Raw genomic sequence first — 25,940 nt, forward strand, 5'->3', positions numbered from 1 at the left:
GTGGCGCGCCGCGTCGAACGCCGCGCGCCGCCTCCCTTCACCTGCTGTCGCGACGCACGCCGCCCGCGTGCCGACACCCTGACCTGACGCATCCCGCATGGCCGTTTTCACTGCTGTTTCCGACTCCGATCTCGCGCAATGGATGCGCCACTACGAACTGGGCGACGTGCTTGCGTTCCGCGGCATTCCGTCCGGTATCGAAAACAGCAATTTCTTCCTGACGACGACGCGCGGCGAGTACGTCCTCACGATCTTCGAAAAGCTCACGGCGCAGCAACTGCCGTTCTACCTCGACCTGATGCGGCATCTGGCCGGCCACGGCGTGCCGGTGCCGGATCCGATCCCGCGTGACGACGGCGCATTGTTCGGCGAGCTGCACGGCAAGCCGGCCGCGATCGTCACGAAGCTCGACGGCTCGGCCGAACTCGCGCCGGGGGTCGAACACTGCATCGAGGTCGGGCAGATGCTTGCGCGCCTGCACCTCGCCGGCCGCGACTATCCGCGCAACCAGCCGAACCTGCGCAGCCTGCCGTGGTGGCAGGAGAACGTGCCGGCGATCGTGCCGTTCATCACGGATGAGCAGCGTGCGCTGCTGGAGGGCGAACTCGCACACCAGGCCAGCTTCTTCGCATCGGACGACTACGCGGCGATGCCTGCCGGGCCGTGCCATTGCGACCTGTTCCGCGACAACGTGCTGTTCGCGCACGCGGCGCCCGGCACCGGCCACGACGTGCGGCTCGGCGGCTTCTTCGACTTCTATTTCGCAGGCTGCGACAAGTGGCTGTTCGACGTCGCGGTCACGGTCAACGACTGGTGCGTCGACCTCGCGACCGGCGTGCTCGACGTCGCGCGCGCCGATGCGATGCTGCGTGCGTACCAGACCGTCCGGCCGTTCACGGCCGAGGAGCGCCGCCACTGGAGCGACATGCTGCGCGCGGGCGCGTACCGCTTCTGGGTGTCGCGCCTGTACGACTTCTACCTGCCGCGTGCGGCCGAGATGCTCAAGCCGCACGACCCCGGTCATTTCGAACGCATCCTGCGCGAGCGTATCGCGCATACGCCCGCGCTTCCCGAGATCCAAACCGCATGCAACTGATCGAAGTGCCCGCCAAAACGGGCTATGTCTGGTTCCGTCAAGGCGTCTGGCTGTTCCGCCGGAACCCGCTCGCGTTCATCACGCTGTTCTTCACGTACCTGCTGGCGATCACGCTGGTGTCGATGGTGCCCGTGATCGGCTCCGCGCTGCCGCTGGTGTTCATTCCGGGCGTCGCGGTCGGCTTCATGGCCGCATGCCGCGACACGGTGGCCGGCAAGCCGGTGATGCCGACGATCCTCGTCGACGGCTTCCGCTCGTACGGTACCGTCGCGACCCAGCGGCTGCTCGTGCTCGGCGTGATCTACGTCGCGTCGATGGTGCTGGTGTTCGCCGCTTCGTCGTTCGTCGACGGCGGCGCGCTGTTCCACGTGATGATGGGCGCGGCGGACGAGGCAAGCGCGACGCCGGAAACGCTCGCCGCGCAAGGCACGCTCGGCGCGCTGTTCTTCGCGACGCTGCTCTACCTGCCGGTCGCGATGCTGTTCTGGTTCGCGCCGGTGCTGGTCGCCTGGCATGACGTGCCGCCCGCGAAGGCGCTGTTTTTCAGCGTCGTCAGCTGCTGGCGCAATCGCGGCGCGTTCGTCGTGTACGGCGTGCTGTGGTTCGCCGTCGCGCTCGGCACGTCGCTCGCGCTGTCACTGCTGCTGCAGGCGCTCGGCGCCGGCGCGTACGCGCTGACGATCATGATGCCGGTGACGATCATCATCGTCACGATGCTGTACTGCTCGTTCTACGCGACCTATCGCGGCTGCTTCGGCGTACAGGAACCCGGCGCAACGACCACCACGTCGGGCCGCTGACGTATCCCCGGCCGGCGCACGTCGCCGGCCACCGTTCTCCGCGCCGGCCGCCCCCTGTTCATCCCGATCTTTTGCGCGCAAAATAATTTGCGTACAAATTGTTCGCGCGTTCGCCGCGCCTCCCGAATCATGGACCGCCTGCCCCCGTTGCCCCAGACGCTCGACGAGCAACTCTGCTTCGCGCTCTATTCGACTTCGCATGCGATGACGAAGGCGTATAAGCCGCTGCTCGACAAGCTGTCGCTGACCTATCCCCAATATCTCGCGATGCTCGTGCTGTGGGAACGCGACGACATCGCCGTGAAGGACATCGCCGCGCGGCTCGACCTCGACCCGGCCACGGTCACGCCGCTGCTGAAGCGGCTGGAGGCGCTCGGCTACGTGGAGCGTGTGCGCAGCGCGGCCGACGAACGCGTGGTGAACGTGCGCGTGACGCCGGAAGGCCGTACGCTGAAAGACCGCGCGCGCTCGGTACCCGCCGATCTCTTTTGCGCGATGCAGCAATCCCCCGAATTCCTCGTCAGGCTGCGCGCCGATCTCCAGCAGTTGCGCGACGCGCTGTCGGCTGCCAACGAACGCTGACAGGCGAGCCTCGGCGAACCGGCCCGGCGCTGCCGGGCCTTTTCTTCAAAATTTCATTTGCACACTAATGATTTGTGTTCTATATTTTCTTCGTGGCCGGCGACACCCCGTTCGACCGGGCCGCTTTTCCTCCCTTTCCCAGACAGGAGCTGCACGATGAACATTCTGTACAAGACCAGCGCCACGAGCACGGGTGGCCGCGACGGCCGCGCGGTATCCGCTGACAACAAGCTGGAAGTGAAGCTGGCCGCGCCGCGCGAACTCGGCGGCACGGGCGCGGAAGGCACGAATCCGGAGCAACTGTTTGCCGCAGGTTACTCGGCCTGTTTCCTGAGCGCGATGAAATTCGTTGCCGGCCAGGACAAGAAGGCACTGCCGGCCGACACTCAGGTCACCGCGGAAGTGGGCATCGGCCCGAATGACGCAGGCGGCTTCGGGCTCGACGTCGAGCTGCGCGTGTCGCTGCCCGGGCTCGACAAGGCCGACGCGCAAGCGCTGGTCGAAAAGGCGCACCACGTGTGCCCGTATTCGAACGCGACGCGCAACAACGTGCCGGTGCGCCTGACGGTCGTCTGACGCGACACAAAGCCAGGAATGCAAAAAGGGCGCGTGCGGCATGTAGCCGCACGCGCCCTTTTGCTGCGTGACTCGCCGGAACGGCGGACCAGCCGGCCCGCCCTGCGCTGCTTAGCGCGCGCCGAACGAATACGGGCGATTCATCGCCGCTTCGCGATCGATCTTGCGCATGCGGAATTCGAGATCGTAGATGTCGGTGGCGTCGGCCAGGTACGCGTCGGCGCGCTCTTTCGAGGCCTTTTCAGCGTTCTTGGTCAGCATCAGGAAGAGGTGGCTCAGCAGGTACATGGTTGATCTCGCTATTCGAAGGTTCTTTGACTAGGGTTTTCCCGAATTATAGGGAAAACCCTAGATTTTGACCAGCGTCGCTCAACCGATGCGTCGTTCGGTCGCCACAGTGCGGCGATTGGCTTCGAAAAAGGCCCAGATCATCGCGCTCGCATCGGGGCCGACCGCCGCATGAAACGGCACGGCTTCATCGCCGCCGGCCCACGCGTGATCGAGCCCTTTCACATGACAGAGCCGCACGACCGGCTCGCCGTCGCGGCAGACATCGGTGATCTGCGCGCCCGCTTCGCGCGTCTCGACCCGCTCGCCGCCGCGCAGTGCGCCGCGGCTGTCGGCCAGCCCATTCAGGCGCATGAACTGCACCGTCAACTGGTCGGCGTTCTTCGGTGCGACCACGTGGTCGCCATCGCCCTGGACGATCAGCGCGGGCATGCCCGGATACGCGGCGGCATCGACCAACGCATCGACGGCCGCGGCCGGGTTCTGCCGCACGCCGCGCCGCATCACGTCCATCGCGGTAATGCCGGAATTCGCCTCGCCGAGCGCGGGGCCCGAGTGCAGCGCCACCGCCGCGAAGCGGTCAGGATGGTGCAGTGCAAGAAGCGACGCCAGGCCTGCGCCGGCCGATAGCCCCGCGACATAGACACGCGACGCGTCGAAACCGCGTTCGTCAACGAGTGCGTCGACGAGCGACGCCACCGCATTCGCCTCGCCGCGGCCCGCGCGGTCGGTGTCTTCATACCAGTGCCAGCAGCCGTGCGCATGTGCGCGCAGCGACTGCTCCGGATACAGCACCGCGAAGCCGTGCTTGTCGGCCAGCAGGTTCATTCGCGTGCCCTGCACGAATTCGTCGACGGACTGCTGGCAGCCGTGCAGCATCACGACGAGCGGCATCGCGCCGCGCCGGCGGCCGGTCGGCACGTAGAGGCCGTACGCGAGATTCTGGACGAGGCGCCCGAGCGCGGGTGCCATCGGATGTTCGCCGCGCGTCCACTCGCCGGCCGCCCATGCGGCCGCGCGCGGTCGCACGCGCGATTCGCGCGGCGGGGACAGATCGGATACGGCGGGAGAGGCCGCGGCCTCGAGTGCGTCGCGTGTGATGCGCTGCGCATCACGCGCCGCGCGCTGGGCGGCCGGAGACAGCATGCGTTTCATGCCGCCCAGCCACACCTTGGTCAGACTTTTGGTCATCGATCGGGCTCGCAGTCAGGAAAAAATAGGGGCACCACAGCGGATGCATCGTTCGTCTTTGTGCAATGCACCATAACATTGTTTCTGGGATTTTTCCTGCACGCGGATAGTTCCCGGCCGCGCAAAAAACGGGGCTCGTGCGCACGCGGCGCTATACTGGGGCTTCGCCGCTTGTATCCGTTGTAGTCGTTCCTTCCGGCTCGCGCGTTGATTTAAGCATCTTCCCCGCCTTCGTTCGTCCCCTTCCCGATGTTCGACCTGTCGTCTCACCTGTGGATCATGATCACCGCGTTCGGCGGCGCCGGCCTGACCCTGCCGCTCGCGATCACGATCGCCGTCTGGCTCGCGCTCGGCTACTCGTGGCAGCGCGCGGCCGCGTGGCTCGGCGTGCTCGCGGTCGCGATCGGCGTGGTCGCGCTCACGAAGATCGCGTTCCTCGGCTGGGGGATCGGCATCCGCAAGTGGGATTTCACGGGGTTCAGCGGCCATGCGATGCTGTCGACGTCGGTCTATCCGGTCGCGATTTTCCTGGCGCTGATCCGCACGCGCACGCCGGTGCGAATCGCCGGCATCGCGCTCGGGCTCGCGGCCGGCGTCGCGGTCGGCGTGTCGCGCGTCGCGCTCGACGCACATTCGCCGTCCGAATCGATCACCGGCTGTATCGTCGGCGCGATCGCCGCGCTCGCGTTCATCGCCGGTTCGTGGCGCGCGGTACCGCACCGCTGGTCGGTGCCCGCGGTCGTCGCGAGCCTCGTACTCGTCACCGTGGCGCTGCACGGCATCACCGTGCCGTCGCATCGCTGGGTCACCAAGGTGGCGCTGCAACTGTCGGGCCACGAGCGCCCGTTCGTCCGCGCGCGCTGGAAGGCCAACCCGAACTACCGCCCCGCATCGCAACCGTCGTCGCTGCAGCGCACCCAATCGTCGCCGCAAACGCTCCGTACGTGACCGGCCGCCCGGCCGTCACGCCCGCCCCTTTTCTGGTCTGACCATTACATGCACGCCGTCGCATGAACGGTATGTCGAGCGTTATAACCCGCCCTATATTACGATTACGGTTTCCACCCATTCAAAACGAATCCACCATGCGCTCAACCGTCCGTCCGCTTCGCCGCACCCTGCTTCGCCTGCTGCCGATCGCCACGCTTGCCGCTGCCGGTATCGCGTTCAGCGCGCCCGCGTCCGCCGCCGACGAACTGGTCGTGTCGGCCGCCGCCAGCCTGACGAACGCGTTCAAGGCCGTCGGCGAAGCGTACGAGAGGCAGCATCCGGATACCAAGGTGCTGTTCAACTTCGGCGCGTCGGACGTGCTGATGCAGCAGATCGCCAAGGGCGCGCCGGCCGACGTGTTCGCGTCGGCCGACCAGAAGGCGATGGATCGTGCGGCCGACGAAAAGGTGATCGTGCCCGGTACGCGCCGCGATTTCGCGGCGAACTCGCTCGTGCTGATCGTGCCGGCGGACAGCAAGGCCGCCGCACCGACGTCGCTGAATGACCTGACGGCGCCCGGCGTGAAGCGCATCGCGTATGGCGACCCGGCATCGGTGCCGGTCGGTCGCTACACCGAGGGCGCACTGCGCACGGCCGGCGTGTGGGATGCCGTCAGCGCGAAAGGCGTGCTGGCCGCCAACGTGCGCCAGAGCCTCGACTATGTCGCACGCGGCGAAGTCGACGCGGGCTTCGTGTTCGGCACCGACGCCGCGATCATGCCGGGCCGCGTGAAGGTCGCGCTGACGGTGCCGACGAAGACGGCCATCACCTATCCGATCGCCGTGGTCAAGGACAGCCGCCACGCCGCGCAGGCGCAGTCGTTCATCGACTTCGTCGCGTCGCCGCAGGGCCAGGCCGTGCTGTCGACGTTCGGCTTCAAGCCCGCGGGCAAGTGAGCGTAGCGCGATGCAAGACGCCTGGGTACCGCTGCTGCTGTCGCTGAAGGTTGCCGGTTGGGCAACCGCGCTCGACATCGTGCTCGGCGTCGCCGCCGCGTTCATGCTCGCGCGCTGGCGCTCGCCGCTGCGCGACGTCGTCGATTCCGTGCTGACGCTGCCGCTCGTGCTGCCGCCGACGGTACTCGGGTATTACCTGCTCGTGCTGCTCGGCCGGCGCGGCGTGTTCGGCGCGTGGCTCGACAAGCTCGGCATCGAGCTGGTCTTCACGTGGCAGGGCGCGGTGATCGCATCGATGGTCGTCGCGTTTCCGTTGATCCTGAAGTCGGCGCGGGCCGCGTTCGAAGGCGTCGATCCGCATCTCGAGCGCGCCGCGCGCACGCTCGGGCTCGGTGAAGTCGCGGTGTTCTTCCGCGTGACGCTGCCGCTCGCCACGCGCGGGATCCTCGCGGGCGCGCTGCTCGCGTTCGCACGTGCGCTCGGCGAGTTCGGCGCGACGCTGATGATCGCGGGCAACCTGCCCGGCCGCACGCAGACACTGTCGGTCGCGATCTACGCGGCCGTGCAGGCCGGCGACGACAGCACGGCCAACTTCCTCGTGCTGGTGACGTCGATCACCTGCGTGCTCGTGCTGCTCGCGACCGGCTGGCTCGTGCCGTCGCGTGCCCGGCGGAGTCAACTGACATGAAGCGCCTGCCTCGTCCATCGTCTTTCGCGGCCGGGCGGCTTCGGCGGAGGCCCGCATGAGCCTCGTCGTCGACATCCGCAAGACCTACGCGAACGCCGAGCGCCGCTTCACGCTCGACATGTCGTTCACGGCGACGACGCAGCGCGTCGTGCTGTTCGGGCCGTCCGGCGCGGGCAAGAGCATGACGCTGCAGGCGATCGCCGGGCTGTTGTCGCCCGACGAAGGCACGATCATGCTGAACGACGAACCGCTGTTCGACGCCGCGCGCCGCATCGACGTGCCGACCCGCGAACGCCGTGTCGCATACCTGTTCCAGGATTATGCGCTGTTTCCGCATCTGAACGTGCGCCAGAACATCGCGTTCGGGCTCACGTCGGGGCTGCGCAACCCGCGCGCGAAGACGGTGCCGCCGGAAGTCGCGTACTGGCTGCAGGCGTTCGATCTCGAAGCGCTCGCCGGGCAGTACCCGTCGCAACTTTCCGGTGGGCAGAAACAGCGCGTCGCGCTGGCGCGCGCACTGGTCGCGCAGCCGCGGATCCTGCTGCTCGACGAACCGTTCGCGGCGCTCGACGGCGCCATGCGCCAGCGCATGCGTCACGAACTCGCCGAGCTGCAGGCGCGGCTCGATATCCCGATGGTGCTGATCTCGCACGATCCCGACGACGTCGCCGCGTTCGGCGACCAGGTCGTGCAGTTGAGCGAAGGACGCGTGCAGGCGGCTCCGCCGCACGCCGAGTGGCCGACGCGCGTCACGTGAGCGCGCGAGGCCATGGTCGTGGCAGGCACCGTTGGAGCCTGAGAGAAGCCGCGCGTAGCGGCATATGCTGAAAGCGGAAACGAAGCCGGTACCGTGCTGGCACCATGCGATGCCGGCTTCGCCCCGCCCGTCACTCGATCGTCGAAGCGCGCCGCCCTGCCTGCTTCGTCACCCCGTCACCGCAAGAATCACGCTCGACGCCTTGAACAGCGCGATCGCCGGCCGGCCGGCGTCGAGCTGCAGCGCATCGACGCTGTCGTTGGTCACGACGGCCGTCAGCGTCCCGCCGCCGTCGAGCGCCAGTGTCACCTCGCTGTTCACCGCGCCCGCCGCGACGGTTTCCACGCTGCCGCGCAGCTGATTCCGCGCGGACACCTTCAACTCGGGCTCGCCATCGTCGACCGCGAGCACGACCCACGACGCCTTCACCAGCGCGCAAGCGTCCGCGCCAACCTGCAGGCCGAGCGCATCGGCGCTCTCGTGCGTCAGCACGGCAACGATCGGCTGCCCGCCGGGCAGCGAGAGCGTGACCTCGTCGTTGACGGTACCGCGCACGATCGATGCGACCTTGCCGAACAACTGGTTGCGCGCGCTGGTCTTCATCCCGATCCGGCCGATCAGCGCCCAGTCGACGTCGAACCCGGACACGGCCGCGCTCGCGGCCTCGATGAACCGGCGATGCTCGCGCTCGATCGTGCGGAACGCGGCGATCAGCGACGTCGCGCGCGGCGTCAGCGTCGTGCCGCCGCCGCCCTTGCCGCCCGTCGAACGCGCGACGAGCGGTTCGCCGGCAAGATTGTTCATCGTGTCGACCGCATCCCATGCGGCCTTGTAGCTGAGGCCGACGGCCTTCGCCGCGCGCGTGATCGAACCGGTGTCGCCGATCGCCGCGAGCAGTGCGATACGCGTGGCGCCGCCGAGCGTCTGCTCGCCGGCGCGCAGCCACAGCTCGCCGCCCAGTTCGAGCGGTTCGGTGGACGGGGAAGAATGCGGTGTGTCGGTCATCGGGATACGTGCCGGAATCGGGCGGCCATTATAGTCAGCGCGTGCCGGTCAACCCGGCTTGCCGTCGAGCTTCGGCGGCCGCAGGCTGGCCAGCAGCGTCTCGGCGTCGCGCGCCGCGCGCTGCTCGAGCGCCGCGCCGTAGCCGCGCACGAAACCGAGCTGGTACGGCGGCGCCGCGAGTTTTTCGAGGTGATGCAGCGCGACCATCGTGTCGTTCGCTTCGCCGAGCACGCTCTGCACGCGCGTGAGCGTCTTGACCGTCTCGGTGCGCGTGCGGCGCGACGCCAGCGACGCGAAGAATTCGAGCGCATAGCGCAGCCGCTTCGCATCGATCCGCACCTGATGGCGCGCGGCCGTGTCGAGCGACGTGAGCGACGGCGACGCATAGAGATGACCGAACAGCCGCCGCACGCGCTTCGTCGCGTGGCGCCGCAGCGACGGTGCGGCGCCGTCTTCGGCGGACGGCAGCGCAAGCGAGCCCAGCCATTCGAGCCAGCCGAGCGTCAGCCTTGCATAGCGGGCCGAATGCAGCGCCTGCCGCAGCTCGACCCGCGCAGCCGCGCACTGCGCGCGCGCGGCATCGAGCGTGCCGTTCCACTCGCCGTCGCCGCCGTCGGCCGCGATCAGCGCGGGCAGGCTTTCGGTCGCGAACACGTCCCAGTCGCGCACCGTGCCGAGCAGCCCGGCCAGCCAGCGCAGGTCGGTACCGAGCGTGTCCTGCCACTGATCGTCGGCAAAGCGCGGGAAGAAGCGCATCAGCGTGCGCAGGCGACGCAGCGCGACACGCATCTGGTGCACGAATTCGGGATCGTCGCGCTCGAGCACGCCGCCCTCGTTGCCGAGCCATTGCGCGGTGATGTCGCCGGACAGCGCGAACAGCGCGGCGCGCTGCGTGCGCACGCCGGCCAGGTCGACGAGCTTTGCCTTGACGGGCCCGTCGGCGGCCGGCTCGGCCGCACATGCGCGATCGATCACGCTCGTCAGTTGTGCGAATGCGGGCCACGCACCGCTCAATTCGCGCGCCGCGGCAAACAGCGCGTGCAGCGCGGCCGTACGCGCGGGCAGGGTTTCCCAGTCGGGTGCCGTGAGACGCAGCTCGACATAGCGGCGCGGCGGCTCGCTACCGCGATGCAACGTGACGTCGTCGAGCGTCATCTCGACCACGACGCCGCTGTCGTCGGCCCAGCGCCCGCGCCGCCGCTCGCTGACGAGGCGCAACGCGGACGATTCCGGCTGGGTAGCGACCTCCCCCGGGCGCCCGACCGGATCCGGCGCGGTGCCGTCGATTTCACCTGTCGCGACGACGGCCTCGGCTGCGACGGCCGCCTCGGGTACGGGCAGCGGCATCGCGACGACGATGCCCGCATGCTCCGCGTCGAACAGTTCGCGCGCCGTGACACCTGGCGCAAACGCCTTCGTTCGCGATGCGACGACCCGCCTGCCATGCGCATTCGACTCGACCCACGTCCACCAGCTCGCGCCGGGGCTCGGCTCGGCCTCCTCGATCTGGCACGGCTCGATCGTCACGCGCTCATGGCCGCGGCGCATCCGGACCTGCGGGCAGATCCGCCATGCGCGCACGAGTTCGGCGCCGAAATCACGCTGCGCGCCGCGGGCGCGACTTGCGGCCTTGACCGGCCACCCTTCCAGTGACAGCGACAACACGATTTCCAGCACACGCGACATGGAGGCTCCTGCACATGAAGAATCGCCGGTGCATCGACCGCGCCGGCGTCGTCCGTGAAGCTGCTTCCATAGTACACGTCGCCAAAACTCGCAGGCGACGATCTGGCCCTGTCCTGCTGTCGCAGGTCAAACGGCGTATTGCGCGAGGCCGTTGCCGAACGACCAGTCTTCCTTCAGCACCTCGACAAGACTGATGAATACGTCCTGCTGCCGCACGCCGGGCTGCTGCGCGAGGTTGTCCGCGATCGCCCGGTACAGCGCCCGCTTCTGCTCGAGCGTGCGCGTGTTGTTCGCGGTGATCTGGATCATCACGAGATCGTCGCTGCGCTCGATATCGAGGTAGTGGCGACCGAACACGAAATTCTCGGCCGCATGCTCGGTGACGACCATGAAGATGTCGTCCTCGGGCACGTTGAACGTGTGCATCAGCGCGCGATGCACGCCGTCGACGAGCGCCGCGCGGTAGGCGGCCGGTTTGCCTTCGCGGACTGCGATACGGGTGAATGGCATGGTCCTGCTCCTGTCGGGGAAGTTGGCGTTGAAGAACGGAAACACAGCGTCAGGTTAGGCTCGCCGAACTATAATTAACAGTCATCGATAGATATTTCATCCATTTACATCTGAAATGAAAGTCCTTGACCTCGATGCCGTACGCGCGTTCGTGCTGGTCGCCGATCTCGCCAGCTTCACACGCGCCGCCGATGCGCTCGGCACCACGCAGTCGGCCGTCAGCCTGAAGCTGAAGCGACTGGAGGCACACCTCGGCAAGCCGCTGCTCGCGCGCACGCCGCGCGTCGTCAAGCTGGCCGCCGATGGCGAGAATTTCCTGCCGGCCGCCCGCGCGCTGCTCGACGCGCACGATCACGCGCTCGGCGCGATCTCGGCCGGCACGCACCGGCTGTCGCTCGGCGTCAGCGAGCATGTCGCGGTGCCCGACCTGCCGGCCGTGCTCACGAGCCTGCATCGGCAGGATCCGGGGTTGTCGCTCGAAATGCATCTCGGAACGTCGACGAACCTGCTCGCGCAATACGACGAACGCCGGTTCGATGCGGTGATCGTGCGGCACGAGCCGGGCGAAGACCCGCCGCGCGAAGACGGCACGCTGCTGTTTTCCGAACCGCTGGCCTGGCTCGCCGCGCCGGACTGGGTGCCGCGCGCGGGCGAACCGCTGCCGCTCGCGGTGCTGGCCGGCCCGTGCGGCGTGCGGGCCGCCGCGCTGCGCGCGCTCGACCATGCGGGGCGGCCGTGGCGGCACCGCTTTACGGGCGGCGGCCTGGCGGCGGTGCCGGCCGCCGCTGCCGCGGGGCTCGCCGTCTGCCCGCTCGCGCGGCGGGTCGCGCCGCGCACGCTGGTCGACGTCGGCGCGAAATTCGGGCTGCCGCCGCTGCCGCTGTCGCAGGTCGTGCTGTATTCGCGCGTGCGCGACGCGCGCGCCGGCGCCGCATTGCGCAGGTTTGCCGACAGCCTTGCAATCTCGGCGTAAACTAGCGGATTAAGCCGCCCGCAATCTCCAGAAGAATTCCAATGAAGCCTGACGCCCGCAAGCACCTCCGTGCCAACCTGCTGATGCTCGCCTCCGCCGCGATCTGGGGCTCGGCTTTCGTCGCACAACGCCTGAGCCTCGACGTGATCGGGCCGTTCCTGTTCACGGGGCTCCGCTTCCTGCTTGGCGCGCTGGTACTGGTGCCGCTGCTGATGCTGAACACGGCGTCGCGCACGCAACTCGCGGCGATCCGCCGTGAACCGAAGCTGCTGCTGCCGGGCCTCGCCCTCGGCGGGCTGCTGGCGGTATCGATTTCGCTGCAGCAGATCGGCCTGCAGTACACGCGCATCGCCAACGCGGGCTTCATCAGCTCGCTGTACGTCGTGATCGTGCCGCTGATGGGTGTGTTCGCACGTCACCGGATCGGCCCGGGCACGTGGTTCGGCGCGCTGCTCGCGGCGATCGGCCTGTATTTCCTCAGCATCAACGAGCACTTCTCGGTGCTGTACGGCGACTGGTTCCAGCTCGCCGGCGCCGTGATCATCGCCGCGCACGTGATGGCCGTCGGCCATTTCGCGAAGCGCCACAATCCGCTCGTGCTCGCGTTCCTGCAGTTCGTCGTGTGCGGCGTGGCGTGCCTCGCGGTCGGCCTCGCCATCGAGCCGGTCAGCGGCGCGATGCTGCGCAACGCGCTGCCGACGCTGCTGTATGGCGGCCTGCTGTCGGTCGGCGTCGGCTATACGCTGCAGGTCGTCGCACAACGCGACGCGGCACCCGCGCACGCGGCCGTGATCTTCAGCATGGAAGGCGTGTTCGCGGCGATCGCCGGCTGGGCCGCGCTCGGCGAAACGCTGACGCTGCGCGCGCTCATCGGCTGTGCGCTGATGCTGGCCGGCCTGCTCGCGTGCCAGTTGCTGCCGAACGGCGACGCCCGGAAAAAGGACGAGGACGCGCTGCCGGCGTGACACGCACCGTCCCTATAATGGCGGTTCGCGTGACTTCCACGCCAACCGCTTCCGACAGGCCAGCTCCGTGACGTCCACTTCCGTCGATCCCGCCGCCGACCTGCTGCGCGAACGCGCAGCGCATTACGCCACCCAGGCGGCGCTGTTCCTGCGCGACCAGGCGCTCTCCACCGCGTCGCACGACCTGCGCAGCCCGCTGAATGCCATGCATAGCTGGGCGTACGTGCTCGAGCGCCAGCTCGCCAACGCCGATCCGAACCTGCAGCGCGCGCTCGCGGGCATCCGCACGGGCATCGACCAGCAGGTCGCGCTGATCGACAACGTGCTCGACGCGCCGCGCGCGGAAACGCGCACGCTCACCCTCGAGCCGCAGCCGTTCGCGCTGCGCGCGCTGCTCGACGACACGATCGCGCTGGTCCGTTTCGCGCTCGCCGACGCACGGCAGGTCGCGCTCGACGCGACGCTGCCGGACGGCGAACCGTCGTTGACCACCGACCGCGAACGCATTGCGCAAGCGCTGTGGACGATGCTGACGGCGGCCGTCGAAGCGAGTGCCACCGGCGGCCGCGTGACGTTCGTGTGCGCACGCGACGGCGTGCAGTTCACCGCACGCGCCACCTGCACCGTCGACGCCGGCGCACTCGCCGATCCCGCGCAGCCGCACGCGTTCGAATCGTTCGCACGGCGCGAGCTGCTGCGCGAGCGCGACGCCAAGCGGATCGCCTGGATCCTCGCGCTTTGCCAGCGCGTCGCGCTCGCACACGGTGGCACGTTCTCGCACGACGCGTTCGCCGATGGCGCAACCGTCACCCTCACCTTCTCCGTCCCCTGCGAGGCGCCGGTGTAAGCAATCGGCGGCCCGATACATTACAAATTCCTTTCTGGCTCTATACTGATGGGCCTGTCATAACCGGAGTGATTCTTTGTTACAGATCTTCGCGCTCATCGGCGCGTTGTTCCTGGTGGCCCTGAACGGGTTCTTCGTTGCGGCCGAATTCGGCCTCGTCAAACTGCGCGCCACGCGCGTCAAGACACTGGCCCGCAAGCACGGCCTGCGCGGCCGCATCCTCGGCATCGTGCACGGCCGCCTCGACGCGTATCTTTCCGCGTGCCAGCTCGGCATCACGCTCGCGTCGCTCGGCCTCGGCTGGGTCGGCGAACCGGCCTTCGCACAACTGCTCGGCCCGCTGCTCGACCTGATCGGCGTGCAGTCCGAACGCGTCGTGCACCTGATCTCGCTCGTGTTCGCGTTCTCGCTGATCTCGTTCCTGCACATCGTCGTCGGCGAGCTGGCGCCGAAATCGATGGCGATCCGCCAGTCGGAGAAGGTCGGCCTGTGGGTCGCGCTGCCGCTCTACGCGTTCTACTGGGCGATGTATCCGGCGATCTGGGTGCTCAACAACAGCGCCAACGCGGTGCTGCGGCTCGCGGGGCTGTCCGCCGACCACGGCGGCGACGCCCACTACTCGACCGACGAACTGAAGCTGATCCTGCGCAGCCGCCGCAGCACGGCCGGCAATCCGGCCCAGCCGGCGCGCGGCACGTACAGCAACGACGAGTGGAACACGCTCGCGCATTCGCTCGATTTTTCGTCGATGACCGTGTCGGACCTGATGCGGCCGGCCCATGAAATGATCGGGCTGCGCCGCGACCTGCCGCTGCCCGACAACATGGAAATCGTCGCGCGCCACCGCTTCAGCCGCTATCCGCTGTTCGAGGACGCATCGCGCGAACAGGTGAGCGGGCTGATCCACCTGAAGGACCTGCTGCTCGCGCGCCACGCGGGCGCGGCGCTGGAAGACCTGTCCGACTACGTGCGCCCCGTGCAGTACGTGAGGCCCGACACGCCGGCGCTCGACCTGTTCCGCCGCTTCCGCAAGGGCGCGCCGCACTTCGCGCTGGTCGGCAACAAGGGCGAGAAGCCGATCGGCTTCCTGACGCTCGACAACCTGCTCGGCGCGCTGGTCGGCCAGATCCACGACGAGTTCCGCCAGGGCGACGCCGACTGGAGCCGCCTCGACGACGGCACGCTGATGGGCAAGGGCAGCCTGCCCGTCGTGTCGCTCGAACAGGCGCTCGGCATCGACATCGACGAAGGCCGCGCGGAATCGGTCGGCGGCCTCGTGATCCAGGCGCTCAGCGACCTGCCGACCGAAGGGCAGCGCGTGTCGTTCGACCGCTTCGACGTCGTCGTGAAGAAGATGAACGGGCCGCGCATCGTGCTCGTGCGCGTCTACCCGAAGATCGCGAAAGAGGCCGACGAATGACGGCCACGCTTCGCCGCACGCGATGAACGCCACGCTGCCGCGCTGCTGCGTGATCACGCCGGAACCGGCGTCCGCGTCGGCGGCCGATTGCGCGGCGTTCCTCGACCGGCTGTCGGCCGTGCTCGCGCGCGGCGAGACGCTCGTACAACTGCGCGTGAAATCGTTCGAGGCTGCCGCGTTCGCGCGACTCGCCGCCGAAGCGCTCGCGCGCTGCGACGCGGCCGGCGCGCACCTGATGCTGAACGGCCCGATCGATGCGGCCGGCGTGATGCGGCTCGACGGCGCCGGCTGGCATCTCGACGGCACCGCATTGCGTGCCGCCGCGCAGCGGCCGTTGCCGGCCGAAAGATGGGTGTCCGCCGCCTGTCACACGCGCGACGACCTGCTGCTGGCCGCGCGCGCCGGTGCGGATTTCGTCACGCTGTCACCCGTGTTGCCGACGCTCAGCCATCCCGGTGCGCCGACGCTCGGCTGGGCGCAGTTCGAAACGCTGGCCGCCGAAGCCGCGATGCCCGTCTTCGCGCTCGGTGGCATGACGCGCACGCACCTCGACGATGCACGCCGCCACCGCGCATACGGCATCGCGGGCATTCGCGGGTTCTGGTAGTTCGGGATTTCCTGCGGGGCAGCCGGGCGCGAATGCGCCCGGCCTCTCGGACTCTTAAGCGCTCACATCGTCATGCGTTCAGGTTCGGACGCATTCCGCGCCACGTGCCGTCATCGATGCGACGCGCATCGTGCGTGAGCGCATAGCGGTTGACGTCACCCGTCAGCCACGCGACGAGCGCATACGGCGGCAACACTCCTTCATCGACCCGGTCGCGCGCACGCGCCGGCGTCTCGAACACGACTCGCCCTTTCGGTGCGTCGAACGGCAGCGCCTCCGGCGACAGGTTCAACGCAATCGTCAGCGTCTCGTCGTCGGCGAGCCGCCATGACGCGAGCAGCGCGTCGGCATCGCCGTCGCCGTCCGACTTCAGCGCACGCGCATCCTGCGGCCGGCAATCGGACAACCGCGGTGCGATCAGCTTCGCGCGTACTGCAAGCGCCGACTGCACGAAATGCGCGCGATCGATGTCGCGCGCGGTTTCGTCGAAGATCAACGGAATCTGCGGCGTGAGCAGCGACAGCGCAAGTGCGGCCAGACCGGCCTCCTGCCCGTGGTCGCCCTGCCCGCTGTCGCGCCACGCGCCATCGGACAGCACCAGCGACGTCAACGACAGCCCGCTGTCGGCAGCCATGCCTTCTCCCGACCCGGCCGGCTGAAACGCGGCACCGGCCGCGGTCAGCGCGCGGGCGAGCGTGTGGATCGACTGGTGCGTGGAAATGCCTTCGTGGGCCGACGTGTCGCGCCCCGTCAGCCGGTGCAGCGCGCGTTCGCCGCACCCGTTCCACTGTGCATCGAAATGGGTGTCGGCAAGATGCGCAGGATGTCGCTCGCTGCCGAGTACGAGATGGATGAACCGGTCGGCCGGCACGGCCGCGCGCACGCGATCCGCGATCTCGCGCAGCCACGACACGCCGATCCGGTCGGCTTCGCGCAGGCGCAGCCCGTCGCAACGGTATTCGTCGATCCAGTACAGCGCGTTGTCGCAGAAGAAATCGCAGACTTCCGGATGATCGAGCGCGAGCGGCGGCGCCTGCAGCGGATCGTCGCGCGTATGGAAGAACGGCGCCGCGTAGTGGCGCAGCGCATCGGTGCCGCTGCCGAAGCGCGCGTAGTCGAGCTCGAGCAGCACCGCAAGGCCGTAGCCGTGGGCATCGTCGATCAGCGCCTTCAGCGCGTCGGGGCCGCCTTCGGCCGCGAGCGGCGCGAACGGCAAGCTGTCGTGCGGCGACGCGAGCAGCTCCAGCGCGGTCACGCCGATGCGCGCAAGTTGCGGCAGGCGCCGGCGCACGCCGTCGAAGCCGCCCACCGCGTGCGGGCGAATCGCATAGAGCGCGATGTCTTCCCATGCGCGCCCGTGCCAGAACGTGTTGCGCCACGTGAACGCGCGCGGATCGACGACCTCGCTCGGGCCGTTGAGCCCTTCGGGTTGCGAGCGCGACGCGGGATCGGGAATCGATACCGTATCGTCGAGGCGATAGCGGTAAAGCGCACCCGCACCACAATCGGCAAAGACTTCGAACCAGTTCGTGCCGGCCGCCGTCATCGGGACGAGCAACGGGCCGAAGCCGGTATCGAGTTCGAGTTGGACCTGCGTGCTGCCCGGCGCCCACACGCGAAAGTGCGTGCGCGGCGTCGCGCAGAGCGCGCCACAGGGCTGTGCGCCGAACGGCAAGCAGTGGATGTGGTGCTGCGCATACGGATCGTGCGGACAATCGGACATCATGCGCTCCTCGTGCGTACCGAGCGGCATGGCCGCGCCAGCGGGGCGCGGCGCATCGGGGCCCGGCATGCGACGGCCAGGCGGGGGGAGAGAAACGAGTATGCGCCGGATTCGCCACCGCGATGCATCGTTCCCGGACAATTTTAAATACGAATCGACCCCGGGAAAACCCGCAATCCGGCAGGCTCCGGCGAGTCAGGTAGCAGCCATACCGGAATGGCTGCCCGCCTTGTTGCACCGGCCGCGCACGCTTACGCTCTGCGCCATGCTCGCGGACACGTCGTTCGCGCCCGACCCGAGGAACCCGCCATGTCGCTTCCCGCCAGCGCCGCCAAATTCGATCCGGCACGCGCGCACGAATACGCCGAGCAATCCCGCATCGCGCTCGCCGGCTACGATGCGTGCCACGAACTCACCGCGTGCATGCTCGCGTCGGCGATCGATGTGCCCGACGCGCGGATTCTCGTCGCGGGCGCGGGCGGCACGGGGCAGGAAATCTGCGTGGCGGCCGCGCTCGAGCCGGGCTGGCGGTTCACGGCCGTCGACCCGTCCGCGCCGATGCTCGCGCTCGCACGTTCGAACGTCGAGGCCGCGGGATTCGGCACGCGCACGGCGTTCGTCGAGGACGGTGTCGATGCGTTGCCCGATACGCCCGCGTTCGACGGCGCGACGCTGATCGGCGTGCTGCATCACGTCCCGGGCGACGAAGCAAAGGCGGCGCTGCTGCATGCGATCGCGCGGCGCCTAAAACCCGGCGCGCCGCTCGTGCTCGCCGGCAACCATCGCCGCTACGCGGACCACCCTCGCCTGCTCGACGCATGGCAGCAGCGCTGGCGCATGAAAGGCGCGACACCGGATGCGGTGCGCGCGCAACTCGCGAAGATCCTGCAGGGCGCCGATCCGCCCGCGTCCGAGGAAGCCGTGTTCAACCTGCTGCGCGAGGCGGGCTTCGATGCGCCGCTGCGCTTTTTCGCGAGCCTGTTCTGGGGCGCGTGGATCGCGGTGCGGCGCGCGTGATGGATCGGGGCTGGCGGCCAGACGCGGTCGGCCAGACGCGATCGGCTGGACGCGGCCCGTCACGACGCGCGACGCGTTTCGTGTGCGCGCCCTACGCGCTGGGTATGATGTCGTTCCCGCCCCCACTTCCGGCGTCGACATGCTCACCGTCCATCACCTGAACAACTCGCGCTCGCAGCGCGTGCTCTGGCTGCTCGAAGAACTGGATGTGCCATACGAGATCGTGCGCTACGCGCGTGACCCGAAGACGATGCTCGCGCCGCCCGAACTGCGCGCGATCCATCCGCTCGGCAAGTCGCCGGTCGTCACCGACGAAGGCCGCACGTACGCCGAATCGGGCGCGATCATCGAATACCTGGTCGAGCGCTACGGCAACGGGCGCCTCGCGCCGCCGCCCGGTACGCCCGAGCGGCACGACTACACGTACTGGCTGCACTACGCGGAAGGGTCGGCGATGCCGCCGCTGCTGCTCAAGCTCGTCGCGCTGCGGATCGCGCATGCGCCGATGCCGTTCTTCGCACGGCCGATCGCGCGCAAGATCGCCGACACGCTGCAATCGAGCTTCGTCGATCCGCAGATCGCACTGCATCTCGGCTATGTCGACGACACGTTGAGCCGCACCGGCTGGTTCGTCGGCGACGGTTTCAGCGCAGCCGACATCCAGATGAGTTTTCCGCTCGAAGCCGCGACGGCGCGTGGGGGCGGCAGCCGGTATCCCGCGATCGCGCGTTTCCTCGACGCGATCCACGCGCGGCCCGCGTATCAGCGGGCGCTGGAGCGCGGCGGCCCGTACGACCTGCTCAAATAGCCCTGGCCTGCGTCAGCTCAGCAGGCCCGCCGCGACGTTGATCGACAGCCCGAGCACGGCCATGTTGAAGTAGAACGACAGAATCGACTGCGCGAGCACCGAGCGCCGCGCGGAGCGGTTCGCCAGCGACACGTCGGCCGTCTGCGACGCGACCGCGATCGTGAACGCGAAATACAGGAAATCCCAGTAATCGGGCTCGGGGTTCTGGTCCGGGAAGCGCAGCGCGCGATCCTTGGTCGGCGAGCCGTAATAGAGCCGCGCATAGTGCAGCGTGAAGATCGTCGGGATCAGGAACCACGCGCCGAATAGTGTCGCGCCCGTGATCGCGTAGTGGCTGAGCCCCGCGCTGAAGCCGACGCTCTTGGCGGTCGCGAGTTCGATCGCGATCGCGGCGACGCTCGCGACGGTCGCAAGGCACACGACGGTCAGCACGGTCGTCGCGTTTTCATCCTCGCGGATCGCGACTTCGCGCACCTTGTGATGATGCGCGGTAACCATGCGCACCCACATCAGCACGAGATACAGCCAGATCGTGCAATCCCAGCCGATCAGCGCACGCACGGTCGGACGCAGCGAAAAAGGCAGCAGCACCGCGCACAGCACGCCGGCGACGAACGCCGCGACCATGCGCGGCCGGTTGCGTAATACCTGCGGATAAATCGTCATCGTGTGATTCCGAAAGCAAATGGAAAGAGTTCGGCCGGCGCGCGGGACGGCCCACCGCGCCGCACCGGCGGGTACTGCCCCGATTATCGTCATTCCATCGTGACGTGGCGATGGGGGCGCGAGCGCCTAAGATAAGGGGATGACTGCCACCGCCCCCCTCTGCCACCATGCGGCGAACACGGCTGGCCGCGACTTCGCCGTCGGCGACCTGCACGGCTGCGTGGATGTGCTGCGCGCGCTGCTGCACGACATCCGCTTCGATCCGGCTCGCGACCGCCTGTTTTCGGTCGGCGACCTCGTCGACCGCGGCCCTGCCTCCGAAACCACGCTCGACCTGCTCGACCGCCCGTGGTGCCACGTCGTGCGCGGCAATCACGAGGAAGTGATGAGCCTCGTGGCACGCGGCAAGCTGTCACCCGACGCGTGGCGCGGGATCGGCGGCGACTGGGGCGCCGACCTGCCGCCGGAACGGCTGCACGCGCATGCGGCGCGCGTCGACGCGTTGCCGCTGGTGCGCGTGATCGGCGACGGCCCCGGGCGCTTCAACGTGCTGCATGCGGAATTCTTCGGCTCGGATGCCGATCTCGACACGGGCAGCTATTCGCACGACGTGCGCGAGCGGCTGATCTGGGGCCGCGATCTCGTTCAGGGGCTCGCCGATCCGGCGCGGCAGGCCGGACTGTCGCTGACCTGCACCGGGCACACGCCGGTGCGCGCGCCGCAGCGGATCGGCTCGCAGTGGTTCATCGACACGGGCGCGTTCGCGCCGGCCGGGCGGCTCACGCTCGCCGAGCCGCGCACCGGGCGCACGTGGTCGATGACGCAGGCCGAAGCGCGCGAACGCCACGCGGGCGACTGGCCGCTGCCCTGAAGCGCTGATGCCCGTGAGCGGGCCCTAGCCGACCTGGTTCAGTTCGAACACCGCATCGACGGCCGAGCCGTTCCAGTTGTATTCGAGGTACGCCGCGTGATGGCAGTCGCGCAGCAGCGCAGTGCGGAACGCCGCCAGGCACTCGCCGCGCGGGTCGCGCACCGACGGATAAACGATGCCCGCGCCGCCGGCATTGCGCACCGCGCGACCGAGCGCCTGCCCGGCGCTGTAATCGAGCGGATGCAGCAGCGCCGGATCGCGTTTCGGCCACACGCGGATGTCGGCCACGTCGCCTTGCGCGATCACCGTATAGAGCCGCATCTGCTGGCGCATCGGCGGCTCCCTCGTCGCGGCCAGGAACAGCGCGCTGTGATAACGCGTTTCGGCGATCGCCGTATCACGCGAACGCGCGCAGTAGAACACGCCGTAGCTGCCATCGGAGAAACGGCTGCCCTGCGGATTCAAGTGCGTGAACGCGGCCATGATCGGCCCCCAACCCAGCCCGTAGCGGCGCTCGGCGGGCGGCACGAGGTCGAGCGTGCCGACTTCGTTGCGGATGCGGTCGTTGGTCAGCGATTCGAGCGCGTAAAGCGCGTCGAAATCGTCCGCCGAGGCCACGCGGTCGAACAGGTTGATCGCCGGAAAGCGAGTGGGGATCACGCGATAGGCGGGTGCCCAGTCGACCGCGGTCGTGGGCCATTGTTGTGCTTGGATCGGCATTGTCACGCCCAGCCACCTCGCATCGCGTCGAGATATTGCCGGACGGCGACCAGATCGCCGACGTTGCCGGCGAGCATCCGGTCGAGTGCGCGCCTGCCGCCGAACGGCGCCGCATCGTTGGGCCGCTTGACCCACGCATCGGCCGCGGCCGGCTGCGGCAGCAGGATCTGCAGCGCCTTGTAGATGCCGAGCAGCAGCGATAGCCGCTCGAGCGTATCGCGCGGCAGCCGCGCCGATTCCGGCGTGGACTTCCACTTGAAGAACGTCGAACGGCCGGGCGACCCGAGCAGCACGATCTGCTCGTCGATCGTCAGCTCCCAGTCGCGCGCGATGTTGAAAAACGCACGCAGGCCGGCCGCCGACATCTGCGCGACCGAGGCCTGCGGCGGGGCGGAATGCGATTCGTAGGCGGGCTGTGACATGATCGTTAGTCTCGAAACGAATTTACTAACAAGATTAGTCCATTTTCGTATTTTTGCAAGGGTCAAGACCCGTCGATTGGCGATTGCTTCCAACGAAACGATATTTTTTGTCCATTCTGGACTCTGATTTTATTTTCTGCGTTAATGACCGTGCGGACACCGCGCGCAGATGCGGCTCGGGCCCGTGAAACCGTGTCGCACAGAAACCGGAAGCACCCCGCCAAGGAACGCACCATGAAGAGACTGATTGCCGCTGTTTCGATCGCCCTGCTCGCGGTATCCGCAGGCCCCGCCGTCGCGAAGGACTGGACCACGATCCGCTTCGGCACCGATGCCAGCTATGCGCCGTTCGAGTCGAAGGCACCCGACGGCAAGCTCGTCGGTTTCGACATCGACCTCGGCAACGAGATCTGCGCGCGCCTGAAGGCGAAGTGCGTGTGGCTCGAGAACGATTTCGACGGGATGATTCCGGCGCTGAAGGCGAAGAAGTTCGACGCGGTGCTGTCGTCAATGTCGATCACGCCGCAACGCGCTCAGCAGATCGGCTTCACGACGAAGATCTACAACCAGCCGACGCGGCTCGTCGTGAAGAAGGGCTCGCCGCTGCTGCCGACGGCCGAATCGCTGAAGGGCAAATCGATCGGCGTCGAGCAGGGCACGACGCAGGAAACGTACGCGAAGGCGTACTGGGGCAAGCAAGGCGCGAACGTCGTGTCGTACCAGAACCAGGACGGCGTGTACGCGGACCTGACCTCGGGCCGCCTCGACGCGGCGCTGCAGGATGAAGTGCAGGCGGCCATCGGGTTCCTGAAATCGTCGCGCGGCGCGAACTACACGTTCGTCGGCCCCGAGCTCATCGACGAGAAGGTGCTCGGCATCGGCGCGGGCATCGGGCTGCGCAAGGAGGACACCGACCTGAAGGCGAAGATCGACAGCGCAATCCTCGACATGGTCAAGGACGGCACCTACAAGCGGCTCGCGTCGAAGTACTTCGACTTCGACATCTACGGCGGCTGAAACGGCGTCGCGCGCGTACGGGCGCCACACCCGTCGCGCGCGTCCGACCGCCCCTCCCCTACAACCAGACGGCGAGCGCATGATGCCGTTTGCCGTCACATCGAATGCATCATCCGTCGTACGTGCGGCACGACGCTGCGCATTTCATTCGGATTGCAGATTGATCGTTCGCGGGGGCGATGCCCGGCGCGAACGGCAATCGTGCTGCTTCAGTCAGTAGGCGAATATCGGGCGTCGAGGTACCGGCGCCCGTGCGCACATGCCCTTGCGAATCGGGTTCGCGTGCAGGAAAGTGCCGACCCGGCGCGGATGACCGGCAATCAGCCGGATCCGCCTCGCACCGGGTGCGGAGAGATGGCCTGTCGATGCATGCCGTCCGGCTGCGAGAACGACGTTGGACCGGCGATGCTTCGAGTCACTGCGATCGCGGCCTGCTTGCCGCAGTGTGTAGCGATCGTTCATTTTTGTTCCCCGTATCAGTCTGATGGTTGTTCCGGCAACCGGACAAAGCCGGTGCTCCGACGATCAGGCGACGACGCTCCGTGCTCGCCGGAACGCGGCTGTCGTGCCGCGCTCCGCCGCCGCATCCCCGCGGACTGTGTCCTGGCCGGTACTGACAGGGTTCGCTGCCGAACCGGACGGACCTTGCATCGTCGACTTTCGCAAGACCACTTTCGCAAGGAGCGGGCCAGCTTCGCGCGAGCCCGTCCGGACAAGGGGTTGACCGGGCTGCGTGGCGGCCGGAACGGGTGCGGAAGGCGGGAAGTTACGAAACTGAAACACGCGGCGCGCGGCACGCAGCGGCCGCGTGGCGGCCCTGCCTTGCCGGATAAGGCTGAACAATGAAGCACGGCATTTTTACCGATGGACGGCCGGCCGGTCACCCCGATTCGCCGCGCGAATTTGCCTGGCTGCCGATGCGAAATGTTTCACGCGCTTTACATGCTGTCGGCCGCACGCGAGCCGCGGGTTGTCCGCGCGTGGCGCAGCGCCGCAGTCGTGCCGTGCGTGCCGCCCGTCACGTTCGTGCGGCACCGGCCCTGGACCGATCGCCGAACCGGTTCACGCGTCGCGCGTGCGCCGCTCAGCCGACCCGCTGATGCCCCGCGTCGCCGGACGGCGTGCCGTCATGCCCGCCGTTGTCGCCGTTCCCGCCGTTGTTGTCGTGATCGTTCAACCCGTGCTCGATCATCATCCGGTAGAGCGTCACGCGCGATATGCCGAGTTCGGCAGCGGCCTTGTTGATGCGGTGGTCGTTGCGCAGCAGCGCATTCTCGATCGCGGTGCGCTCGGCGAGCGCCCGCGCCTGTTCGAGCGTCACGGGCTCGGTTTCACCCGGCGTGTCGAGCCCGAGATCGTGCGGCGTCAGCAGCCGGCTCTCGGCCATCACGATCGCGCGCCGCACGCGGTTGATCAGCTCGCGCACGTTGCCGGGCCACTCGTAGCGCCGCATCGCGTCGAGCGCAGCCGACGTGAAGCCGCTGATCTTGCGGCCGCTGTCGGCCTTGTACTTCTGCAGCACGTAATGCGCGAGGATGTCGATGTCCTTGCCGCGCGCGCGCAGCGGCGGCTCGTGGATGCGCAGCACGCACAGGCGGTGATAAAGGTCCGCGCGGAAGCGTCCGGCCTCGACCGCGCCGTCGAGATCCACGTGGGTGGCCGAGATGATCCGCACATCGACCGGAATCGATTCCTGCCCGCCGAGCCGCTCGATCTTCCCTTCCTGCAGGAAGCGCAGCAGGCTCGCCTGGCTTTCGACCGGCATGTCGCCGATTTCGTCGAGAAACAGCGTGCCGCCGTTCGCCGACTCGATCCGGCCCGCACGCCGCTGGTTCGCGCCGGTGAACGCGCCGCGTTCGTAGCCGAACAGTTCCGACTGCAGCAGGTGATGCGGAATCGCGCCGCAATTGATCGCGACGAACGGCCCCTTGCCGCGGCCGGAGCGCTCGTGAATCGCGAGCGCCGTCAGCTCCTTGCCGGTGCCCGACTCGCCCGAGATGAACACGCTCGCGTCGGTCTTCGCGACCTTGCGGATCGTGCTGAACAGCTGCTGCATCGCCTCGCAGTTGCCGATCATCCCGTGTTCGCCGATCGACGCCGCATAGGCCGCGCCGTCGACGCGATCGAGCGCGGCCATCCCGCGCGCATGGCCGAGCACGTGCGAAATCCATTCGTAGGGCAACGGAAGGGTCACGTAATCGAAGCAGTAGCTGCGGATCAGTTCGCGCACGGCGGGGCCGATCGTGATGCCGGCCTGCGCAATGGAAATCCAGCCGATCGCCGGCTGGCTCAGGCACGCCTTCAGCGCGGGATAGTCACGCGACGTGAACCCGGTGAAATCGACCAGACCGGCGGCAACGGTCACGCCGGACGTCATGTTCTGCGCGGCGCCGGCCGTCTTCGCGACGGAGATTTCCCAGCCGAGCCCGCGCAGTTGCGCAAGCAACGGCTCGTCGGGCGAACGCATGATCACGAACAGCTTGCGTCCGTCTTCGGGCGCGGTGACGGACACATGCGTCGTCTCGGACACCGCTTGCCCGTTTGCGTCAGGTGACCTAGCAACCATCGTTGTTCCCCGCTTGGCGTTGGTATCGCGCCGGCTCGCCGTCGCACGCGACGGACCTCGATAGAACCGACATATTGGCCGCATTTCCGTCCGAATAAAATCCCCCCGCGCACGAATCATGCGAGAGGTGGACATTGTCATGAACGGTATATCGATGCGGCCGACGCAAGGCTAGATGGGTGTTATCCCGGTGGCGTACGCGGCGCGAACCCTGAACGGGCGGCTGCGCGGCGCGCAAAGCCGCGCCGGTGCT

General features: G+C 68.1%; 27 protein-coding genes. 17 read left to right on the forward strand and 10 right to left on the reverse strand.

Annotation, left to right across the window (positions count from 1 at the left end):
* Window positions 1-97 precede the first annotated feature (97 nt).
* The 4 genes from G3O06_RS12995 to G3O06_RS13010 all read left to right on the forward strand — a co-directional run bounded on the left by G3O06_RS12995 (window position 98) and on the right by G3O06_RS13010 (window position 3,054).
* Entirely contained in the window at window positions 98-1,096 is a 999-nt protein-coding gene (locus G3O06_RS12995; RefSeq protein WP_174972919.1) for a homoserine kinase, read from the forward strand.
* On the forward strand, window positions 1,087-1,896 hold the full coding sequence (locus G3O06_RS13000) for a BPSS1780 family membrane protein (RefSeq protein WP_174917443.1): 810 nt from the start codon (window positions 1,087-1,089) through the stop codon (window positions 1,894-1,896). Before G3O06_RS12995 ends, G3O06_RS13000 begins: the two co-directional genes overlap by 10 nt.
* A gap of 129 nt (window positions 1,897-2,025) precedes the next feature.
* Window positions 2,026-2,478 carry a MarR family transcriptional regulator gene (locus tag G3O06_RS13005; RefSeq protein ID WP_174972917.1) on the forward strand — a complete coding sequence of 151 codons (453 nt, stop codon included), beginning with the start codon at window positions 2,026-2,028 and terminating at the stop codon, window positions 2,476-2,478.
* A 156-nt stretch (window positions 2,479-2,634) separates the two neighbouring features.
* Complete coding sequence (locus G3O06_RS13010; RefSeq protein ID WP_174972915.1) at window positions 2,635-3,054, forward strand: organic hydroperoxide resistance protein; 420 nt, start codon at window positions 2,635-2,637, stop codon at window positions 3,052-3,054.
* A gap of 111 nt (window positions 3,055-3,165) precedes the next feature.
* Here G3O06_RS13010 and G3O06_RS13015 read toward each other — a convergent pair whose 3' ends face one another.
* Both G3O06_RS13015 and G3O06_RS13020 read right to left on the reverse strand, forming a co-directional pair.
* A complete protein-coding gene (locus G3O06_RS13015; protein WP_085040617.1) occupies window positions 3,166-3,342 on the reverse strand; it encodes a DUF3563 family protein in 177 nt (58 codons plus the stop codon).
* A gap of 81 nt (window positions 3,343-3,423) precedes the next feature.
* On the reverse strand, window positions 3,424-4,533 hold the full coding sequence (locus G3O06_RS13020; RefSeq protein WP_175004234.1) for a PHB depolymerase family esterase: 1,110 nt from the start codon (window positions 4,531-4,533) through the stop codon (window positions 3,424-3,426).
* Between the two features lie 249 nt (window positions 4,534-4,782).
* Between G3O06_RS13020 and G3O06_RS13025 the strand changes: the two genes are divergently transcribed.
* The 4 genes from G3O06_RS13025 to G3O06_RS13040 all read left to right on the forward strand — a co-directional run bounded on the left by G3O06_RS13025 (window position 4,783) and on the right by G3O06_RS13040 (window position 7,864).
* Window positions 4,783-5,481 carry a phosphatase PAP2 family protein gene (locus G3O06_RS13025; RefSeq protein ID WP_205816267.1) on the forward strand — a complete coding sequence of 233 codons (699 nt, stop codon included), beginning with the start codon at window positions 4,783-4,785 and terminating at the stop codon, window positions 5,479-5,481.
* A 137-nt stretch (window positions 5,482-5,618) separates the two neighbouring features.
* Window positions 5,619-6,419 carry a molybdate ABC transporter substrate-binding protein gene (gene modA, locus G3O06_RS13030; RefSeq protein ID WP_205816268.1) on the forward strand — a complete coding sequence of 267 codons (801 nt, stop codon included), beginning with the start codon at window positions 5,619-5,621 and terminating at the stop codon, window positions 6,417-6,419.
* Between the two features lie 10 nt (window positions 6,420-6,429).
* Window positions 6,430-7,107 carry a molybdate ABC transporter permease subunit gene (modB, locus tag G3O06_RS13035; RefSeq protein WP_039358066.1) on the forward strand — a complete coding sequence of 226 codons (678 nt, stop codon included), beginning with the start codon at window positions 6,430-6,432 and terminating at the stop codon, window positions 7,105-7,107.
* Between the two features lie 55 nt (window positions 7,108-7,162).
* Window positions 7,163-7,864, forward strand: coding sequence for an ATP-binding cassette domain-containing protein (locus G3O06_RS13040; protein WP_205816269.1), 702 nt, complete (start codon window positions 7,163-7,165; stop codon window positions 7,862-7,864).
* A 168-nt stretch (window positions 7,865-8,032) separates the two neighbouring features.
* Here G3O06_RS13040 and G3O06_RS13045 read toward each other — a convergent pair whose 3' ends face one another.
* The 3 genes from G3O06_RS13045 to G3O06_RS13055 all read right to left on the reverse strand — a co-directional run bounded on the left by G3O06_RS13045 (window position 8,033) and on the right by G3O06_RS13055 (window position 11,065).
* Window positions 8,033-8,869: a TOBE domain-containing protein gene (locus G3O06_RS13045; protein ID WP_205816270.1), complete on the reverse strand. Its 837-nt coding sequence runs from the start codon at window positions 8,867-8,869 to the stop codon at window positions 8,033-8,035.
* Window positions 8,870-8,917: 48 nt separating this feature from the next.
* On the reverse strand, window positions 8,918-10,555 hold the full coding sequence (locus G3O06_RS13050) for a CHAD domain-containing protein (RefSeq protein WP_205816271.1): 1,638 nt from the start codon (window positions 10,553-10,555) through the stop codon (window positions 8,918-8,920).
* 126 nt (window positions 10,556-10,681) lie between these two features.
* A complete protein-coding gene (locus tag G3O06_RS13055) occupies window positions 10,682-11,065 on the reverse strand; it encodes a tautomerase family protein (RefSeq protein ID WP_011355834.1) in 384 nt (127 codons plus the stop codon).
* A gap of 115 nt (window positions 11,066-11,180) precedes the next feature.
* Between G3O06_RS13055 and G3O06_RS13060 the strand changes: the two genes are divergently transcribed.
* The 5 genes from G3O06_RS13060 to G3O06_RS13080 all read left to right on the forward strand — a co-directional run bounded on the left by G3O06_RS13060 (window position 11,181) and on the right by G3O06_RS13080 (window position 15,877).
* Window positions 11,181-12,038: a LysR substrate-binding domain-containing protein gene (locus G3O06_RS13060; protein WP_205816272.1), complete on the forward strand. Its 858-nt coding sequence runs from the start codon at window positions 11,181-11,183 to the stop codon at window positions 12,036-12,038.
* Window positions 12,039-12,079: 41 nt separating this feature from the next.
* On the forward strand, window positions 12,080-13,003 hold the full coding sequence (locus G3O06_RS13065) for a DMT family transporter (protein WP_205816273.1): 924 nt from the start codon (window positions 12,080-12,082) through the stop codon (window positions 13,001-13,003).
* Between the two features lie 67 nt (window positions 13,004-13,070).
* Complete coding sequence (locus tag G3O06_RS13070) at window positions 13,071-13,850, forward strand: HAMP domain-containing sensor histidine kinase (RefSeq protein WP_174974725.1); 780 nt, start codon at window positions 13,071-13,073, stop codon at window positions 13,848-13,850.
* Window positions 13,851-13,926: 76 nt separating this feature from the next.
* A complete protein-coding gene (locus tag G3O06_RS13075; RefSeq protein ID WP_174919047.1) occupies window positions 13,927-15,270 on the forward strand; it encodes a hemolysin family protein in 1,344 nt (447 codons plus the stop codon).
* Between the two features lie 22 nt (window positions 15,271-15,292).
* Entirely contained in the window at window positions 15,293-15,877 is a 585-nt protein-coding gene (locus G3O06_RS13080) for a thiamine phosphate synthase (RefSeq protein WP_205816274.1), read from the forward strand.
* Between the two features lie 70 nt (window positions 15,878-15,947).
* Here the strand turns inward: G3O06_RS13080 and G3O06_RS13085 are convergent, their stop codons facing one another.
* Complete coding sequence (locus G3O06_RS13085) at window positions 15,948-17,600, reverse strand: DUF3459 domain-containing protein (RefSeq protein ID WP_174974736.1); 1,653 nt, start codon at window positions 17,598-17,600, stop codon at window positions 15,948-15,950.
* Window positions 17,601-17,909: 309 nt separating this feature from the next.
* On the opposite strand from G3O06_RS13085, the gene G3O06_RS13090 reads away from it, so the two are divergent.
* Window positions 17,910-18,617 (forward strand): class I SAM-dependent methyltransferase, encoded by a 708-nt coding sequence (locus tag G3O06_RS13090; protein WP_205816275.1) that lies wholly within the window; start codon window positions 17,910-17,912, stop codon window positions 18,615-18,617.
* Window positions 18,618-18,756: 139 nt separating this feature from the next.
* Window positions 18,757-19,425, forward strand: a complete 669-nt coding sequence (locus tag G3O06_RS13095; RefSeq protein ID WP_174974731.1) for a glutathione S-transferase — start codon at window positions 18,757-18,759, stop codon at window positions 19,423-19,425.
* Window positions 19,426-19,437: 12 nt separating this feature from the next.
* Here the strand turns inward: G3O06_RS13095 and G3O06_RS13100 are convergent, their stop codons facing one another.
* Window positions 19,438-20,091 (reverse strand): DUF1345 domain-containing protein, encoded by a 654-nt coding sequence (locus G3O06_RS13100; protein ID WP_174919051.1) that lies wholly within the window; start codon window positions 20,089-20,091, stop codon window positions 19,438-19,440.
* 139 nt (window positions 20,092-20,230) lie between these two features.
* On the opposite strand from G3O06_RS13100, the gene G3O06_RS13105 reads away from it, so the two are divergent.
* Window positions 20,231-20,962: a metallophosphoesterase gene (locus tag G3O06_RS13105; protein WP_205816276.1), complete on the forward strand. Its 732-nt coding sequence runs from the start codon at window positions 20,231-20,233 to the stop codon at window positions 20,960-20,962.
* Window positions 20,963-20,986: 24 nt separating this feature from the next.
* Here G3O06_RS13105 and G3O06_RS13110 read toward each other — a convergent pair whose 3' ends face one another.
* Window positions 20,987-21,682 carry an RES family NAD+ phosphorylase gene (locus tag G3O06_RS13110; RefSeq protein WP_174919057.1) on the reverse strand — a complete coding sequence of 232 codons (696 nt, stop codon included), beginning with the start codon at window positions 21,680-21,682 and terminating at the stop codon, window positions 20,987-20,989.
* Window positions 21,683-21,684: 2 nt separating this feature from the next.
* Complete coding sequence (locus tag G3O06_RS13115; protein ID WP_174919053.1) at window positions 21,685-22,104, reverse strand: MbcA/ParS/Xre antitoxin family protein; 420 nt, start codon at window positions 22,102-22,104, stop codon at window positions 21,685-21,687.
* Between the two features lie 234 nt (window positions 22,105-22,338).
* Between G3O06_RS13115 and G3O06_RS13120 the strand changes: the two genes are divergently transcribed.
* Window positions 22,339-23,121 (forward strand): ABC transporter substrate-binding protein, encoded by a 783-nt coding sequence (locus tag G3O06_RS13120; RefSeq protein ID WP_174919054.1) that lies wholly within the window; start codon window positions 22,339-22,341, stop codon window positions 23,119-23,121.
* Window positions 23,122-24,205: 1,084 nt separating this feature from the next.
* Here the strand turns inward: G3O06_RS13120 and G3O06_RS13125 are convergent.
* Complete coding sequence (locus tag G3O06_RS13125) at window positions 24,206-25,687, reverse strand: sigma-54 dependent transcriptional regulator (RefSeq protein WP_174974734.1); 1,482 nt, start codon at window positions 25,685-25,687, stop codon at window positions 24,206-24,208.
* Between the last annotated feature and the right edge of the window lie 253 nt (window positions 25,688-25,940).

Source organism: Burkholderia sp. Ac-20345 (assembly GCF_017104825.1).
Taxonomy (GTDB): domain Bacteria; phylum Pseudomonadota; class Gammaproteobacteria; order Burkholderiales; family Burkholderiaceae; genus Burkholderia; species Burkholderia lata_B.